The organism is Brachybacterium sp. JB7, from assembly GCF_003335205.1.
Classification (GTDB): domain Bacteria; phylum Actinomycetota; class Actinomycetes; order Actinomycetales; family Dermabacteraceae; genus Brachybacterium; species Brachybacterium alimentarium.
On the sequence record NZ_QPGN01000001.1, the window covers coordinates 280483 to 297479 of the forward strand.

The window sequence follows — 16997 nt, forward strand, 5'->3', positions numbered from 1 at the left end:
GACGCGATGCCGGAGTCAGCGCACGGCGGAATCCTCTGCCTGCTGGAGCACCGCGCCCAGCGCCCGGTCCGCGCGGCAGGCGAGGACCTCCCGGTCCCCGGTGTTGAGGATCAGCCGATCGGCGCGCCGGATCCGCTCGAGATCGGTGACCTGAGCCGCCATGATCGACTCGACATAGGTGCGGTCCCGGCCACGATCACGCACCACGCGATCGATGCGGTCCTCCCGCCGGGCCAGCACCGCGATGACGGCCAGATAGTCGTCCTCGTGGTCCTTCTCCAGCAGCAGCGGACTGTCGTGCACCACCAGCGTCTCCCCCGCCAGCACCGCGGCACGCTCCTCGGCGGCGACCGCCTCGTCGACCCGGCCCAGCACGATCGCCTCGAGCGCTGCGCGGGCCTCGTCATCGGCGAAGACCAGGGTCGCGAGGGCCGCACGATCGATCGTCCCCTGACGATCCCGATAGCGCTCCCCGAAGCGGTCGACGGCTTCCTCGACCCCCGCGCCGGGCACGTCCAGCACAGCACGTGAATGCGCATCGAGGTCGACCACGCGGTGCCCGGCCCGACGCCATTGCTCGGCCACGGTGGACTTCCCCGAGCCGATGCCGCCGGTCAGGCCGATGCGGAGCAGGGACGAGGGCGAGGACGCGGTCATAGCGCGATCGTACGGCGTGATCGGACGCGGTGATCGGACGCCTCAGACGACTCAGACGGCTCAGACGGCTCAGACGGCTCACTCGCGTCGGATCATTCGGACGCGCCGGACGAGCTGGCGGCCCGGCCCCCCGCGAAGAGCCCGGCGGACGACTCCTTCCGCGGACGGCGGGCCGCCTGCCCTCGCCGCGGGCTACCGTCGAGGCGTGGACCCCCTCGAGCTGCTCATCTCCAATGACTTCCTGCGCGTGCTGGATCTCATCGGCGTGTTCGTCATGGGAGTGGCGTCGGGAGCCCTGGCCGCCCGGCTCAAATTCGATGCCGTGGGCTTCGCGATCATCGGGATCGCCGCCGGACTCGGCGGCGGTCTGGTGCGAGACCTGATCCTCGACTACGGGACTCCGGCGGCGTTCGACGGCCCCTGGTACCTGGCCTGCGCACTCGCCGGCTCGCTGTTCTCGTTCCTGATCTCCCCGGAGGGCCCGTGGTGGCGCCGTACGGTGACGGCGCTGGACATCGCGGCGATGGGGCTGTGGGCCGCGACCGGCACGGCGAAATCCATGGGATACGGGCTGGATCCGCTGCCGGCGATCCTGCTGGGGATCACCAGCGCCGTCGGCGGAGGCGTGATCCGTGATGTGCTCGTCGGCCGCATCCCGGCGATCTTCGGCGGCGGCCCCCTGTATGCGACCGGGGCGCTCGTGACCGCGATCATCACGTGGGTCGTGATCGCGCTCGGCATCCCGTCGCCGTTCGTGCTCGTCGCCGTAGCGCTCGGAGCGCTGCTGGCGGGTCTCGCGTCGTGGCGGCGCTGGTCGCTGCCCAAGCACGGCGAGTGGGAGGTGACCATGTCGGCCTCGCAGCTGAAGGCACTGGTGCGCCGCACCCGACGCTCCGAGCGGGAGCGGGTGGCTCTGGAGACCGGCGCGATCCCGGTGATCGATGCGACCACCGACGACCTCGCCGATGACGTGAGCTTCCTGGACCCTGATTCCGGCCAGTACGCCGAGCGCACCTTCCACGACGGCGATCACACGGAGGGGCACGACCGCTCCGCCGGACGCGTCGTGGGCACCCAGGGCCAGGCGAGCACCGACGGCGACGCGACCGTGGGGCCGAACCGGGGCGACGCCGATGAGCAGGCCGACGAGCAGGAACCACCTGCCGAGGAACTGTGACCATCCGACCTGCTGAACCCCGCAAACCTCAGTCTCAACATGGGGTTCAGGGTTACTCGAGCACCCACGGCTTCAACCTCAACGTGAGCTTCAGGCTTGGGAGCGTCCCTGCAGGTCGGCGCGGCACATCGGCACTGCTCCGCGCCGAGCCGGTGCTGCGCCGGTGAGGTGCGGGTGATGTCAGGGGCGCAGCAGCTCGAGCATCCGGGCGACATCGTCCGCCTCGAGCTGGCCCGGCGCCGAGCGGGGCCCGGCGGTCGCGAAGGTCGCTGCGCTGCCGAAGGTCTCGGCCGCGACCCGGCTGGCGACGCCGAGGGGCCCCATGCTGATCGCGATGTGCGGCCCGGCCCCTTCCGAGGCGACCGTGAGGCTCGCGGACATCAGCGTCAGGACGTCCCGCGGGGTCTGCGGCGTCACAGCGATCTTCGGGACGTCCGCCCCGAGGCGTCGCTGGGAGCGCAGCAGCTCGCACAGCTCCTCCTCCTCGGGCGTGCCCTCGAAGTCGTGGTACGACCCCACCACGACCACGCCGTTGCGATGCGCGGTCGAGACCACGCGGGACACGATCGCCGGGGCCCGTGAGGTCTCCACGTCGATCATGTCGACCTGTGACTGCGTGCCGGCGCGCCGCTCCCCCATCAGGGCCTCGAGCAGCACGGCCAGATCGATGTCGCGGATCTGCCGGCCGCCTCCCTCCGCGGAGGTCCTCACGGTCGCCAGCAGCGCGCGGTCCGGGCCGAGCGCGGCCCGCAGCCGCGGGAGCGTGGCGAGCACGACGTCCCGATGGTCCTCGGCGTCGTCGAGATCGGGGCGGAAGAGATCGATCCGCCATTCGATGATGCGCGCCGGGGTCGCGACCGCCGCAGCGGCCTGCTCCATGACGGCCTCGTGGTCATCGCCCACCAGGGGCACGATGATCTCGGGGCGCGCACGCCCGAGCTCGATGCCTCGTACGGTGGCCGTGATCGGGATGCTCTCGGTCATCGGTTCCTCCCTCATTCAGCAGTGATCGCCGCGTAGGCGGACAGCAGCAGGACAGGATCGGGGCCCTCGAGCCGAGTCACCTTGCCGACCCGGTCCAGGACGACGAAGCGCAGCACGCCGGCGCGGGTCTTCTTGTCGCGCTTCATCGCGTCCTCGAGCTTCGGCCACTGGCGGTCGCGGTAGGTGGTGGGCAGTCCGAGAGAGGTGAGCACGGAGCGGTGGCGGTCCACGTCGGCCTCCGAGAGCTTGCCCGCGAGGTGGGAGAGCTCGGCGGCGAACATCATGCCGACCGACACGGCCGCTCCATGGCGCCACTGATAGCGCTCGTTGCGCTCGATGGCGTGGGCGAGCGTGTGGCCGTAGTTGAGGATCTCGCGGTTGCCCTGCTCGGTGAGGTCCTCGGAGACCACCTCGGCCTTGATCCGGATCTTGCGTTCGACGACCTCCCGGAAGGCATCGGTGGACACGTCGAGCACGGCCTGCGGGTCCTCCTCGATGATCTCGAGGATCCGCTCATCGGCGATGAATCCGCCCTTGACCACCTCGGCGAGGCCGGCGGCGACATCATGCGCGCCGAGGCCCGCGAGCACGTCCAGGTCGGCCACGACGGCGATCGGCGGGTGGAAGGCGCCGACGAGGTTCTTGCCCTCGGAGGTGTTGATCCCGGTCTTGCCGCCCACGGCTGCGTCCACCATCGCGGCGACCGTGGTGGGAACCTGCAGCACGTCGATGCCGCGCAGCCAGGAGGCGGCCACGAAGCCGGCCAGGTCGGTCGCGGCGCCACCGCCGAGCCCCACCACGAGGTCGCCGCGGCCGATCTCGGCCTGTCCGCACACTCCCCACAGGAAGCCGGCGACCTGGGCGGTCTTGGCCTCTTCGCCGTCGGGGACCTCGGCGGCGAAGGCTTCGCGCCCGCTGTCCACGATCGCGGAGCGCACCTCGTCGGCGACCTCGCGCAGGCTCGGCTGGTGCACGATGACGACGCGTCGCACGCGGTCGGGGATCAGGCCCGGGATCGACTCCAGGATCCCGCGGCCGACGTGCACCTCGTATCCGCCGGTCGGGGTGGTCACAGGGATCACGGTCGTGCTCATGAATCCTCCTTCTCCGGGGCGGCCAGGAGGTCCTGCCCCATCATGTCGGTGATGCCGCGCGCGACAGCGGCGGCGCTGCCGCGGCCGGCGTCGATGCGCCAGCGGGCCAGGTCCTGGTGGACGGGGTCACGTTCGAGGGCGAGCTCGCGCCAGCGGACCATGGGATCGGCGTCGCCGGCGAGCAGGGGGCGGCCGCTGCCCCGGCCAAGCCGGACGGCGGCGAGCTCCGGGGAGATCTCGAGCAGCACGAGGGGGCCGCCGCGGAGCAGCTCCCGCGAAGCGGGGTGCATCGCCGCTCCCCCGCCCAGGGCGAGCACGCCCCGGCAGGTGGTGAGGGCGCGAGCGAGCATCTGCGCCTCGAGCTCGCGGAAGCCGGGCTCCCCCTCGGTGCGGAAGATCTCCGGGATGGGGCGCCCGGCCTCGGCGACGATCATCGCGTCGAGGTCGTCGAAGGGGACCTCGAGGCGGGCGGCGAGCACTCTGCCGACGCTGGTCTTGCCGGCCCCCATCGGGCCGAGCAGGATCACGGCCGGGCCGACGAGGTCGGTCACGATGCTGCGCCCGCGCCACCGCCCACGATCCGGGACTGCAGATCCACCGTGCCCGCCAGATGGGCACGGATCTCCTCGACGCTGTCCCCGCCGGTCTTCTCCAGCAGTGCGTCGACCAGGGTGAGAGCGACGACGGCCTCCGCGATCACCGCGGCGGGCGCGACCGCGCAGACGTCCGAGCGCTGGTGGTTCGCGGTGGTCTGCTCGCCGGTGGCGACATCGATGGTGCGCAGCGCGCGCGGGACGGTGGAGATCGGCTTGAGCGCTCCTCGGACCCGCAGCACCTGACCGTTGGTCATGCCGCCCTCGAGGCCTCCGGCGCGGTTCGTGGCCCGCGGGACGTCCTGCCCGGCGTCCGCCGCGTCGCCGATGAGGATCTCGTCGTGGGCGACGGAGCCGCGGCGGGCCGCGGTGGCGAAGCCGTCGCCGATCTCGACGCCCTTCATGGCCTGGATGGACATGACCGCATGGGCGAGGCGGCCGTCGAGCTTGCGATCCCACTGGGTGTGCGAGCCGAGCCCCACGGGCAGGCCGTAGGCGAGCACCTCGACGACGCCGCCGAGGGTGTCGCCGTCGGCCTTCGCGGCGTCGACCTCGCTGACCATCTCGGCGGAGGTCTCGGCGTGGAAGCAGCGCAGCGGATCCGCGTCCAGAGCGGCGCCGTCCTCGGGGGCCGGCAGCGGAGCGTCCTCGGGGCCCCGCACGGAGCCGACGGAGAGGGTGTGGGAGACGAGGCGGATGCCTGCGGTCTGCTCGAGGATCGCGGCGGCCACGCGGCCGGCGACCACGCGAGCGGCGGTCTCTCGCGCGCTCGCGCGCTCCAGGATCGGACGGGCCTCGTCCAGGCCGTACTTGAGCATGCCGGAGAGATCGGCGTGACCGGGACGAGGACGGGTCAGCGGGCGGTTCCGGGCGATCTCGCGCTCGTCGCCGGTGCCGGCATCCACCAGGAGGTCCTCGCGGGGCACCGGATCCGCGCTCATGACCTTCTCCCACTTGGGCCATTCCGAGTTCGCGATCTCGATCGCGATCGGAGAGCCGAGCGTGCGCCCGTGACGGAGGCCGCCGTGGATCGTCAGCACGTCCTGCTCGAACTTCTGCCGGCTGCCGCGGCCATGCCCGAGCCGCCGTCGGGCGAGAGCCGCCTTCAGGTCGTCACTGGTCAGCTCGATCCCGGCGGGGACGCCGTCGAGCAGGGAGATGAGGGAAGGGCCATGGGATTCCCCGGCCGTGAGCCAGCGCAACATGGGGCCGATTCTCTCATGACGACGGCGTGCACCGGGTGGGCGTCCGTGCTGCACGGACGCCCACCCGGATCCTTCTCACGATGCGTCGTTCACGGACCGTCGATGCTCACCAGGAGTCCGGGCGTCTCCCCGGTGGTCGGGATCGGCAGCAGTGTCACCCCCACCTCACGCCCGGAGCCGTCCTCCACGGCCGTGCCGCGCACCGGCTCCGGGATGGCGAGGTCGACATCGCCGTCGACATCGGTCACCGTCATGTCGTCGCGACCGACGCCGTCGAGCACGAAGTTCGCCCGCTCGGTGGCGAGCTCCGGATCGAGCACCTGCTGCACGTCGTCCTGCTCGCCGAACGCCGGGTAGACCCCGGTGCCGTTCAGCCCGTCGTTCAGCCCCGTCGCCGCGGCGTCGGAGAGGGGCGCATCCTGTGCGAAGTACAGCCAGTAGTCGCTCTCCGCGGTGGAGGACGGCGAGATGTACGCGTAGTAGGTCTCCTCCTCGCCGCTGACACCGACCACTGTGCAGGTCGTCACGCTCTGAGGATCGTCCATGTCCAGACCGCTCGCGCACGTCGCAGAGTCGCTCAGATCCAGGTTCGCCGCCGCGGCGTACAGCTCCTTCGCCACGCCCTTCGACGACACGGTAGGGTCCGTCGGCTCGGCGAAATCCTTGCTGCCCGTGGTGAGGAGATCCGTGGGCTCGCCGGATCGGGCGTCGAGCTGAACCTCGGACACAGCTCCCTGCTGCGCGGAAACGGCCTGCTGGGGCGCAGAGTCCGCACTGGCCAGAGTGGCGCCGCCGAAGGCTGCAGCCGCCACGAGCGGGGCGCAGAATCCGAGGGCGGTCAGGGTGCGGATGCGCTGCCGGCTGGTCATCGTCGTCTCCTTCGATCTGTGACCGAGTGCCTCGTGGCCTCCCGGGACCCGCAGGCGGTCGAAGGATCTGGGGCGACTGACAGCTGCCACCATCACCCTTGACCTTTCGTTTACAGTTCTGCGGTTCGCCCATGAACCTTCCATGGTGCTGCGGTGACGTCAACGCCATTGCCCGGACGGCCATCGCTTCCTCACAAACCATTCACGTCCGCCGACGCCAGGGCCTACGCACCAGGATCCGCCGTCCTGGCCCTCGAAGACGCTCGGTCCCGTCGGACGAACGGGCCCGGCCGACGAGACCGGGCATCCAGCACCTGGCGTCAGTCCTCGTCGAGCTCGACGGACTCCAGCGGGGTGAGCCGCTCGACCAGCGGGACCACGTCGGCGATGCCGTCCAGCACCGTGGTGGGGCGGAACGGGTACTGGGCGATCTCCTCCTCGCGCGTCGATCCCGACAGCACGAGCACCGAGCGCATGCCGGCCTCGAGGCCGGACTTCACATCGGTGTCCATCCGGTCACCGATCATCACCGAGGTCTCCGAGTGCGCACCGATGCGATTCAGCGCGGTGCGCATCATCAGCGGGTTCGGCTTGCCGATGTAGTACGGGTGGATGCCGGTGGCGGCGGTGATCATCGCCGCGACGGCTCCGGTGGCCGGCAGCGGGCCTTCGGCACTGGGACCGGTGACGTCCGGGTTGGTGGCGATGAACTTCGCGCCGCCCTTGACCAGGCGGATCGCTCGCGTGATCGCCTCGAACGAATACGTGCGGGTCTCCCCCAGGACGACGAACTCGACATCGCTGTCGGCAAGAATGAAGCCCTCCTCATGCATGGCGCTCGTCAGGCCGGCCTCACCGATCACGTACGCCGAGGAACCGGGCGCCTGCTCGGCGAGGAAGCGGGCGGTGGCCAGGGCACTGGTCCAGATCGAGTCCTCGGGGATGTCGATGCCGCTGCGCGAGAGCCGGGCCCGCAGGTCTCGCGGGGTGAAGACGGAGTTGTTGGTCAGCACCAGGAAGGGCCGGCCGTACTGCTGCAGGGCAGCGATGAAATCGGCGGCGCCCGGGAGGGCGGCCTGCTCATGGACGAGCACGCCGTCCATGTCGGTGAGCCAGGAGTGGATCGGATGGTCGTCGAACGCGGTGGTCATGACACCAGTGTGCCCTGAGGACGGCCCGACGTGCAGGTCCATCCGGCCACGACCGCGCACGTGTCCTCACGCTGCCCGTCGGCCGACGGGGCGGAGGGGCCGGCCCGGCACCGAGACGCCGGAACGGCCCGGCCCCAGAAGGGACCGGGCCGTTCCGAGGAACGATCCGAGGATCAGTTGCCGGTGAGCTTGGCGCGCAGGGCGGCCAGGGCCTCGTCGGAGGCCAGGGTGCCCTCGTCCGAGGTGCTCGACTGGTAGGACGACTGCGCAGCAGCCGGCGCCGCGGACGGCGTCGAGGAGGAGGACTCCACTGCCGGGGCGTTCGCGGACTCCTCGTCGGCCTTGATGGCCTCGGCGACCTGAGCCTTGTGGGCGGTCCAGCGCTCGTAGGCGGCCGCGTACTGGCCCTCCCACACCTCGCGCTGGGCGTCGTAGCCCTCGAGCCACTCGTTGGTCTCCGGGTCGAAGCCCTCGGGGTACTTGTACTCGCCGTTCTCGTCGTACTCCGCGGCCATGCCGTACAGAGCCGGGTCGAACGTGGTGTCGTCGCCCTCGGGGTCGACGCCCTCGTTGGCCTGCTTGAGCGAGAGCGAGATACGACGACGCTCGAGGTCGATGTCGATGACCTTGACGAAGACGTCCTGGTCGACGGTGACGACCTGCTCGGGCAGATCCACGTGGCGCTGAGCCAGCTCGGAGATGTGCACGAGGCCCTCGATGCCGTCCTCGACGCGCACGAACGCACCGAAGGGAACCAGCTTGGTGACCTTGCCCGGCACGACCTCGCCGATGGCGTGGGTGCGTGCGAAGAGCTGCCACGGGTCTTCCTGAGTCGCCTTCAGCGACAGAGAGACGCGCTCGCGGTCCATGTCCACGTCGAGGACCTCGACGGAGACCTTCTGACCGACCTCGACGACCTCGGAGGGGTGATCGATGTGCTTCCAGGACAGCTCGGAGACGTGCACCAGGCCGTCGACACCGCCGAGATCGACGAATGCGCCGAAGTTGACGATGGAGGACACAGCACCCTCGCGGACCTGGCCCTTCTGCAGGGTCTGCAGGAAGTCCGAGCGGACCGCGGACTGGGTCTCCTCGAGGTAGGCACGGCGCGACAGGACCACGTTGTTGCGGTTCTTGTCGAGCTCGATGATCTTCGCCTCGATCTCCTGGCCGACGTAGGGCTGCAGGTCGCGGACGCGACGCATCTCGACGAGGGAGGCGGGGAGGAAGCCGCGCAGGCCGATGTCGACGATGAGGCCGCCCTTGACGACCTCGATGACGCGGCCGGTGACGACGCCCTCGTCTTCCTTGATCTGCTCGATCGTGCCCCAGGCGCGCTCGTACTGCGCACGCTTCTTGGACAGGATCAGACGGCCTTCCTTGTCCTCCTTCTGGAGGACCAGGGCCTCGATCTCATCGCCGACCTCGACGACCTCTCCGGGGTCGACGTCGTGCTTGATGGACAGCTCGCGCGAGGGGATGACGCCCTCGGTCTTGTAGCCGATGTCCAGGAGGACCTCGTCGTGATCGACCTTCACCACAGTGCCCTCGACGATGTCGCCATCGTTGAAGTACTTGATGGTGGCATCGATGGCGGCCATGAGCTCGTCGGCGCCGCCGATGTCGTTGATGGCGATCTGGGGGGTCGTGGTGTCGGTCATGTAGGTAAGGACTCCGTCGGGACAGGATTGAGTAGGAATGGTGGGCATGCAGCGCCCTCGGAAGGACGCGATCGGTGCAGGGACGGCGGAGCGTGAGGGACCTGGTGGATATCCACCTGGTCGCCGCAGACGGGCAGCCCCGTGCACAGACCTCGACAAGGTTACCAGCCATGCCCAGGATCCGCGAGGGGACCGAGCGTCCGAGGCGGCATGGCGCTGTGAGTTCGGTCCCGTCTGCCCGTCTGCCCCTCTGGTCGCTCTGCCCCCTCTGCGCTCGTCCGGCGCGAGTCGCCGCGCTGACTGCGCTCGCCTGGTGCGGATCGCCGCGCTGACGCGCTGCAGGACGGGGCCGCAGTCAGCACTCAGCGGCGGCGCAAACGGCCCGGGGCCGCTCTCAGTGAGCCGCTTCGAGCCAGTTCGCTCCGACGCCGATGCCGACCTCGAGCGGCACGGACAGCTCGAAGGCCGACCCCATGCCCTCGGTGATGACGTCGCGCACGGCCTGGTCCTCGCCGGCGGCGACGTCCACGACGAGCTCATCATGGACCTGGAGCAGCACGCGCGAGGTGAGCTCCTTCCGGCGCAGCAGCTCGTCGACCCGCAGCATCGCGAGCTTGATGATGTCGGCGGCGCTCCCCTGGATCGGGGAGTTCAGAGCGACGCGCTCGGCGTTCTCCCGTCGCTGACGGTTGTCCGAGGTGAGATCCGGCAGGTAGCGGCGGCGGCCGAGGATGGTCTCGGTGTAGCCCGTCGCGCGAGCCTTCTCGACGCTCTCGCGCAGGAAGTCCCGCACCCCGCCGAAGCGTTCGAAGTACCCGTCACGCAGACCGGTGGCCTCGGCCTGCGAGACGCGCAGCTGGCGGGCGAGGCCGAAGGCGCTGAGGCCGTAGGCGAGCCCGTAGCTGACCGCCTTGGTCTTGGACCGCATCGCGGGATCGACCTCGTCGGGGTCGACGTCGAACACGCGCGAGGCGACGAAGTTGTGGAGGTCCTCACCGGAGCGGAAGGCCTCGATCAGGCCGGCATCCTCGGACAGGTGCGCCATGATGCGCATCTCGATCTGCGAGTAGTCCGCCGTCATCAGCGAGCCGTAGCCCTCGGAGACGTGGAAGGCCGAGCGGATCCGTCGGCCCTCCTCGGTGCGGGTGGGGATGTTCTGCAGATTGGGGTTGTTCGAGGAGAGCCGGCCGGTCGCCGCGATGTTCTGGTGGAACGTCGTATGGATCCGACCCTCGGGCGAGATGAATCGCCGCAGGGTGTCGATGATCTGACGCATCTTCGTGACGTCGCGGTGCGCGAGGAGGTCCGCGAGGAACGGGTGCTGCGTCTTCTCGAACAGGTCGACCAGGGTCTCCGCGTTCGTGCTGTAGCCGGTCTTGGTACGCCGCCCCTTGGGGAGCTCGAGGCGCTCGTAGAGCACCTCCTGGAGCTGTTTGGGCGACCCGAGGTTGATCCGGTCGCCGTCGAGGTGGGAGAAGGCGGAGTCCGCGACCTCGCTCTGACGGGCGGCGTGCTCCTCGTCGAGCCCGGCCAGCACGGCGTCGTCGACCGCGATGCCCGTGGCCTCGAGCTCGCCGATCACCGCGGACAGCGGGAGCTCGAGGTCGTCGTGGAGCGAGGTGGCGCCGCGCTCCTCGAGCTCGTCGCGCAGCAGGTCCTCCAGACGCAGCACGGCGTCGGCCGCGCGGCCCAGCTGCTCGCCATCGGCTTCATCGGAGCCGAGGTCCAGCTCCTGCTGAGCGGCCGCGGCCTCGACCTGCAGATCCTCCTGCAGGTGGCGCATCGCCAGCCCTGCGAGATCCGTCGGGCGCTGGTCGGGTCGGCAGAGGAACTCGGCGATCGCGAGGTCGGTGCGCCAGCCCGCGATCCGGAGAGCGCGCCCCCGAGCCTGATGGCCGACGAGCTTGGTGTCGTGGGCGACCTTCGGGATCGCCGGATCGGCGAGCCACCCGGCGAGGGCGCGCTCGGCGGCGTCGTCCAGCTCGGCGAGGGTGATCACGGCGCGCGCGTCCTGGGTGGCCAGGGCGATCCGCAGCAGATCGCCCTGCCCCAGGGCCCAGCTCCCCTCGGTCGCGAGGGCCGCGCCCTCGGCGAAGGCCTCGCTCAGCAGCACGGGCAGCTCCGCCGAGGTCGGCTGCTGCAGCGGGGGCAGCTCGCGGGCGGGCGCCGCGGGGACCTCCTCGCCCTCCGCCAGGAAGCGCGTGGGGACGTCCTTGCGGATCGTGGGACCGAAGGCGAGCTCGTCGAAGACGGCGTTCAGCGTCGCGCCGTCGCCGCGCCCCAGTGTGTAGTGCTCCGGATCGGTGGGCAGCTCGAGATCGAGCACGGCGGCGTTCATGAGTCGGTTGCGTTCGACGTCCTCGAGATGGTCGCGCAACGACTGGCCGGCCTTGCCCTTGATCTCACCGGCGTGGGCGATGATCCCGGGCAGATCGCCGTACTGCACGATCCACTTGGCCGCGGTCTTGGGCCCGACGCCGGGGACCCCGGGGAGGTTGTCGGCCGCCTCGCCCACCAGGGCGGCGAGGTCCGGATAGCGCTCGGGCGGGATGCCGTACTTCTCCTCGACGGCGGCAGGGGTCATCCGGCGCATCTCGGTGACGCCCTTGATCGGCTGCAGCAGGGTGACGTTCTCGCCCACCAGCTGGATCGCGTCGCGATCGCTCGAGACGATCAGCGCCTCGCCGCCCTCGGCGGCCGTGCGGGTGGCGAGGGTCGCGATGACGTCGTCGGCCTCGTAGTCCTCGACGGTCAGCCAGCGCACGCCCAGCGCGTCCAGCACCTGCATGATCAGGTCGATCTGGCCGTGGAACTCTGCGGGCGTCTCGTCGCGTCCGCCCTTGTACTGGTCGTAGATGCGGTCACGGAACGTGCCGCCGGGCAGATCGAAGGCCACCGCGACGTGGGTGGGCTGCTCCGACGCCACGACGTTGATGATCATCCGGGTGAAGCCGTAGACGGCGTTGGTGGCCTGACCGCGCCCGTCGCTGAACCCGTCCGCGGGCAGCGCGAAGAAGGCGCGGAACGCCATGGCATGCCCGTCGATGAGGAGGATCCGCTGATCACCGATGTCGCTCGCAGTCATGAGGAGAAGTCTCGCACGTCCGCATGACAGGCGTGCCCGGCCGCGTGCCGTCGTCCCCTGCCCGGGCCGGGCCGGTCCGGACACGCGACCGCCCTGTGGCAACATCTGGGACATGACCGATATGACCTCCGTGCCCGAGGGCGGAACCGCCCGACTCGACGCCGAGCAGCTGAACGCGCTCTTCGGCCCGCTGATCCGCGACACGCTCGTCGAGCGCTGCGGCATGGAGCTGGTCTCGCTGGACGCCGACGGAGGCATCATGACGATGCCCGTGAAGGGCAACACCCAGCCGGCCGGACTGCTCCACGGCGGCGCCACCATCGCGCTCGCGGAGTCCGTCGCCTCGTTCGCGGCGATCCTGCGTGCCCGGGACGTCCACGGAGAGGGTGCGCAGGCGGTGGGCACCTCGGTCTCGGCGCTGCACCATCGCTCGGCCCGTTCGGGCCTGGTCACCGCGACCTGCACTGCCCGGCACTCCGGCCGACAGGTCGCCAGCTACCTGGTGGACGTGCACGACGAGGCCGGGACCCTGCTCAGCACCGTCACCGTGCAGACGATGCTGCTGCCTCCCCGCTGAGACCTCCACGCTGACCGGCGAAGCTGACTCACAGCACAGCACAGCACTGCGCTGCACAACGCAACGCGCCCGGGACTGCGCACCGCTCACGAGTCCTCGGGCTGCGCCGGGGTGCTCAGAGTGCCGTGCCCACCGCGGTGGGGCTCGTGAAGGACTTCTGGTTCGCGGTCGTCCAGGCCACCCCGCGGATCGACGTCGCCGAGACATCCTTGGTGGGCCCGAGCCGGAGCGTGCCCGCCCTGCCTGCGAAGGCGACCGATCCGGCGGACCCCGCCTCGGCGCCGGTGCGCAGGATGTCGCGGCACGTCCCGTAGTCCGTGCAGGCAGTCGATCCCTCCAGCACCCGCTGGACCGCACCGGCGATCGCCGCTCCGTCCACGGACAGGGCTTCCTGCGCGGCGAGGGCGGCCAGCATCACTGCGTCGTACGCCTGCTGCGAGTACGCGCAGCCGATGGTCTGCAGCTCCGGATCCGCGTTGAGCATCATGTTCAGGTGCTCCTCGGAGAGCTCGCCGCCCGGCTCGTACCCGGTCGCGGACTCGAGGCACCCGGCGGCCAGGCCCGCGCCGGAATAGTCGATGCTCGCCGCGGGGCCGAGTCGAGCCGGGATCGTCACCGTCCGCCGCCCGTTCTCGTCGCGAGACGCCGTGTGCAGAGCCGAGAGCAGGGTGCCGGCCTCCCCTCCCCCGTTGAGCACCAGCAGCGCCGGAGGGTCGTCCAGCAGGGCGGCCACCAGATCGTCGGTCGACCCGAGATCGCCGACGGGGTGGAAGCTCTCCAGGGCCACGGCTCCGCCGGCGGGCTCGAGGATCCGTCTGAGCTCCTGCACGAGGCTGCGTCCCTGCGCGGTCTCCTCGGAGACGTAGGCGAGAGTCCCGGCCGTCGACCCGTCGTCGGCGCTCGCGCGCAGGGCGATGTCCGCGTACAGCTGCGCGATGGCCGCGTCCTGCGGGGCCAGGCGGATCAGCATGTTCCCGGTGCGCACCTCGGGGGCCCGCACGCTTAGTCCGGAGGTGAACACGTCGATCACGGCGATGCCCGCCTCGGCGAGCAGCGGCATCGCCGTGGCCAGCGCCTCCTCGTCGAGGGAGGAGACCACGGCGCTCACGCCGGCCTCGGCCAGGCCGGCGATCTCCGCCGACAGATCGGCGCCGGTCTCCGGCGCCACGATCCGTTCCCGCATCGCCACCTCGTGGCCGAACAGGCCCTCGAAGGAGGCGTTGAGGTCGATCATCGCCTGATCGACGGCGACCGAGATCGCGCGCTCGAACGGTGCTGAACGGCCGTGGACGGCGCCGAGGGATCCGAGGACGAGCTCGGTCTCCGGCTCGTGGAGAGGCTCCGGGGCAGCGGCGGCCGTCGGCGCCGCACGCGCCCTCCGGAATCCGCCGGAGCACGCGCTCAGAGCGCCTGCGCCGAAGGCACCCACCCCGAGTCCCCGGATCAGCGTCCTGCGTCGCATCGGCATCGTCGTGCGCATCCCCTTTCCCCGCCGCCCCTCATCGCGGGGCGGGATGGCGCCCTGCCGTCAGTCCTTGCTCGAGCCGCCCAGCTGATCGACGACCGCGTCGGCGACCTCGCGCATCGTGAGCCGACGGTCCATCGACGTCTTCTGGATCCAGCGGAAGGCCTCCGGCTCGGACAGGCCCATGTTCGTCTGCAGCAGCCCCTTGGCGCGGTCCACGCGCTTGCGGGTCTCGAAACGCTCGCCGAGATCCGCAATCTCGGACTCGAGCTGGGTGATCTGCTGGTAGCGGGAGATCGCGATCTCGATCGCGGGCAGCAGGTCCGCCGGGGTGAAGGGCTTGACGACGTACGCCATCGCGCCGGCGTCCCGGGCCCGCTCGACGAGCTCGGCCTGGGAGAAGGCCGTGAGCATGACCACAGGGGCCAGATTGTCCTCACCGATGCGCTCCGCAGCGGTCACGCCGTCGGTCTGGGGCATCTTCACGTCCATCACGACCACGTCGGGCCGCAGCTCGCGGGTCTTGGATACGGCGCTCTCGCCGTCCCCCACCGCGGCGACGACCTCGAAACCGGCCTCGGTGAGGCTCTCCACGATGTCCATCCGGATGAGGCTCTCGTCCTCAGCCACGATCGCCGTGCGTCGGCGCTGCTCCTCCTCGGGGAGCGAGAGGTCCTGCTGGTCGTCGGGAAGGGAAGCGTTCTCGTCAGTCATAGTGCCCTGTATCTCGGGTAAGGCCTGTCACGGGGTGGTCTCCACGCCGTGGTCAAGGCAAGTGGTCATCAGCGGTATCCTAGTCCAGCCCTCCACGCCGGGGGCGAGCCGGGTTGGCGGAATGGTAGACGCGGCGCACTCAAAATGCGCTGTCCGCGAGGGCGTGCGGGTTCGAGTCCCGCACCCGGCACCGTGTCGGAGCCTGCACCAGATGTGGGTCGATACACACGACGGCGCCCGTCGGCCTTGCGGCCGCGGGCGCCGTCGTCATGCGGTGCGCTGCGTCAGTTCTGGGGTCCGGCCGCGATGCGGTCGGCCTCGATGCGAGCTGACTCGGTGCCGTCGAGGTCACCGATGCGGTGCACGCGCAGCGTGTTGGTCGAGCCGTGGACACCGGGAGGCGAGCCTGCCGCGATCACGACCAGATCGTTCTTCTGCAGTCCCTTGCTCTCGCGCAGCATCGCGTCGGCCTCGGACACCATCTGATCGGAGTCCGACTGCATGGGCACGAGGTGCGCCTCGATGCCCCAGGTGAGCGACAGCTGGCGGGCGACCTCGGGATACGGGGTCATCGCGAGCAGGGGAATCGTGGGGCGCAGGCGCGACAGGCGGCGTGCGGTGTCCCCGGACTCGGTGAAGGTCACCAGGTACTGCGCCGAGAGCTGATCGCCGATCTCCGCCGCCGCACGCGTGATCGCGCCGCCGCGGGTGTGCGGGATGGTGCCCAGCGGGAGGATGCGGTCCGCGCCGTTCTCCTCCGTGTTGGTGATGATGCGGGCCATGGTGCGGACCGCCTCGAAGGGGTACGCGCCGACGCTGGTCTCGCCGGAGAGCATGACGGCGTCCGCACCGTCGAGGATGGCGTTGGCGCAGTCCGAGGCCTCGGCTCGGGTGGGGCGGGGGCTCGTGATCATCGACTCGAGCACCTGGGTGGCGACGATGACCGGCTTCGCGTTGCGACGGGCGAGCTCGATGGCGCGCTTCTGCACCAGCGGGACCTGCTCGAGGGGCAGCTCGACGCCGAGGTCGCCGCGGGCGACCATGATGCCGTCGAAGGCGCCGACGATGGAGCGCAGCGCGCGGACCGCCTGCGGCTTCTCGATCTTGGCGATGACCGGGACGCGACGCCCCTCCTCCTGCATGATGCGCAGGACGTCGTCCATGTCGTGGGCATCGCGCACGAAGGACAGCGCGATGACGTCGGCGCCGAGCTTCAGGCCCCAGCGCAGGTCGGCGATGTCCTTCTCGCTCATCGCGGGGATCGACACAGCGACCCCCGGGAGGTTGATGCCCTTGTTGTCGGAGACCGGACCGGGGACCTCGACGACAGTGGTCACGTCGGTCTCGGAGACGTCGGTGACGCGGATGGACACCTTGCCGTCGTCGATCAGGAGCACGTCGCCGGGGCGGCAGTCGCCCGGCAGGCCCTTGAACGTGGTCGAGACGCGCTCCTTCGTGCCGACGATGTCGTCGGTCGTGATCACGAGGGTGTCGCCGACCTCGAGCTGGTGGGGACCGTTCTCGAACTTGCCGAGGCGGATCTTGGGACCCTGGAGGTCGACCAGGACGGCGACGTTGCGACCGAGGTCCTCGGCGGCCTTGCGGATGTTCGCGTAGACCTGCTCGTGATCGTCGTAGGTGCCATGGCTGAGGTTCATCCTCGCCACGTTCATCCCGGCTTCGATCAAGGTACGAATCTGCTCGTAGGTGTTGGTCGCCGGACCGAGTGTGCAGACGATCTTCGCTTTACGCATATCAACCCATC

Annotated in this window: 14 protein-coding genes and 1 tRNA gene; 3 read left to right on the top strand and 12 right to left on the bottom strand. The window is 70.4% G+C overall.

All coding sequences use genetic code 11. The features are described 5' to 3' along the window. Positions 1 to 15: 15 nt before the first annotated feature. A complete protein-coding gene (gene coaE / locus CIK81_RS01240) occupies positions 16 to 657 on the bottom strand; it encodes a dephospho-CoA kinase (protein ID WP_114328437.1) in 642 nt (213 codons plus the stop codon). Between the two features lie 205 nt (positions 658 to 862). On the opposite strand from coaE, the gene CIK81_RS01250 reads away from it, so the two are divergent. Then, positions 863 to 1834, top strand: coding sequence for a trimeric intracellular cation channel family protein (locus tag CIK81_RS01250; RefSeq protein WP_158541871.1), 972 nt, complete (start codon positions 863 to 865; stop codon positions 1832 to 1834). 180 nt (positions 1835 to 2014) lie between these two features. Here CIK81_RS01250 and aroD read toward each other — a convergent pair whose 3' ends face one another. The 8 genes from aroD to polA all read right to left on the bottom strand — a co-directional run bounded on the left by aroD (position 2015) and on the right by polA (position 12476). Continuing rightward, positions 2015 to 2818, bottom strand: coding sequence for a type I 3-dehydroquinate dehydratase (gene aroD, locus CIK81_RS01255; RefSeq protein WP_114328439.1), 804 nt, complete (start codon positions 2816 to 2818; stop codon positions 2015 to 2017). A gap of 11 nt (positions 2819 to 2829) precedes the next feature. Then, positions 2830 to 3912: a 3-dehydroquinate synthase gene (gene aroB, locus CIK81_RS01260; protein WP_096163182.1), complete on the bottom strand. Its 1083-nt coding sequence runs from the start codon at positions 3910 to 3912 to the stop codon at positions 2830 to 2832. Beyond that, on the bottom strand, positions 3909 to 4463 hold the full coding sequence (locus CIK81_RS01265; RefSeq protein ID WP_241963867.1) for a shikimate kinase: 555 nt from the start codon (positions 4461 to 4463) through the stop codon (positions 3909 to 3911). The genes aroB and CIK81_RS01265 overlap by 4 nt, the downstream gene beginning before the upstream one ends. Next, complete coding sequence (aroC, locus tag CIK81_RS01270) at positions 4460 to 5710, bottom strand: chorismate synthase (protein ID WP_114355291.1); 1251 nt, start codon at positions 5708 to 5710, stop codon at positions 4460 to 4462. Before aroC ends, CIK81_RS01265 begins: the two co-directional genes overlap by 4 nt. A gap of 89 nt (positions 5711 to 5799) precedes the next feature. Then, positions 5800 to 6579, bottom strand: a complete 780-nt coding sequence (locus CIK81_RS01275) for a hypothetical protein (RefSeq protein ID WP_114355292.1) — start codon at positions 6577 to 6579, stop codon at positions 5800 to 5802. Between the two features lie 320 nt (positions 6580 to 6899). After that, positions 6900 to 7730, bottom strand: coding sequence for an HAD-IIA family hydrolase (locus CIK81_RS01280; protein ID WP_096163222.1), 831 nt, complete (start codon positions 7728 to 7730; stop codon positions 6900 to 6902). Positions 7731 to 7903: 173 nt separating this feature from the next. After that, complete coding sequence (gene rpsA, locus CIK81_RS01285; RefSeq protein WP_114305871.1) at positions 7904 to 9391, bottom strand: 30S ribosomal protein S1; 1488 nt, start codon at positions 9389 to 9391, stop codon at positions 7904 to 7906. A 394-nt stretch (positions 9392 to 9785) separates the two neighbouring features. Beyond that, the gene (polA, locus tag CIK81_RS01290) at positions 9786 to 12476 is read right to left on the bottom strand and encodes a DNA polymerase I (protein WP_096163186.1); all 2691 of its coding nucleotides are present in this window, start codon (positions 12474 to 12476) and stop codon (positions 9786 to 9788) included. A 112-nt stretch (positions 12477 to 12588) separates the two neighbouring features. Between polA and CIK81_RS01295 the strand changes: the two genes are divergently transcribed. Beyond that, positions 12589 to 13053, top strand: coding sequence for a PaaI family thioesterase (locus tag CIK81_RS01295; protein ID WP_096163187.1), 465 nt, complete (start codon positions 12589 to 12591; stop codon positions 13051 to 13053). 115 nt (positions 13054 to 13168) lie between these two features. Here CIK81_RS01295 and CIK81_RS01300 read toward each other — a convergent pair whose 3' ends face one another. Both CIK81_RS01300 and CIK81_RS01305 read right to left on the bottom strand, forming a co-directional pair. Further along, the gene (locus CIK81_RS01300) at positions 13169 to 14533 is read right to left on the bottom strand and encodes an ABC transporter substrate-binding protein (RefSeq protein ID WP_096196580.1); all 1365 of its coding nucleotides are present in this window, start codon (positions 14531 to 14533) and stop codon (positions 13169 to 13171) included. Positions 14534 to 14581: 48 nt separating this feature from the next. Then, the gene (locus tag CIK81_RS01305) at positions 14582 to 15232 is read right to left on the bottom strand and encodes an ANTAR domain-containing response regulator (protein ID WP_096196581.1); all 651 of its coding nucleotides are present in this window, start codon (positions 15230 to 15232) and stop codon (positions 14582 to 14584) included. 107 nt (positions 15233 to 15339) lie between these two features. Between CIK81_RS01305 and CIK81_RS01310 the strand changes: the two genes are divergently transcribed. Next, positions 15340 to 15422: transfer RNA gene (locus CIK81_RS01310), tRNA-Leu, on the top strand. A gap of 94 nt (positions 15423 to 15516) precedes the next feature. Here CIK81_RS01310 and pyk read toward each other — a convergent pair. Then, positions 15517 to 16986, bottom strand: a complete 1470-nt coding sequence (gene pyk / locus CIK81_RS01315; RefSeq protein ID WP_096197795.1) for a pyruvate kinase — start codon at positions 16984 to 16986, stop codon at positions 15517 to 15519. Between the last annotated feature and the right edge of the window lie 11 nt (positions 16987 to 16997).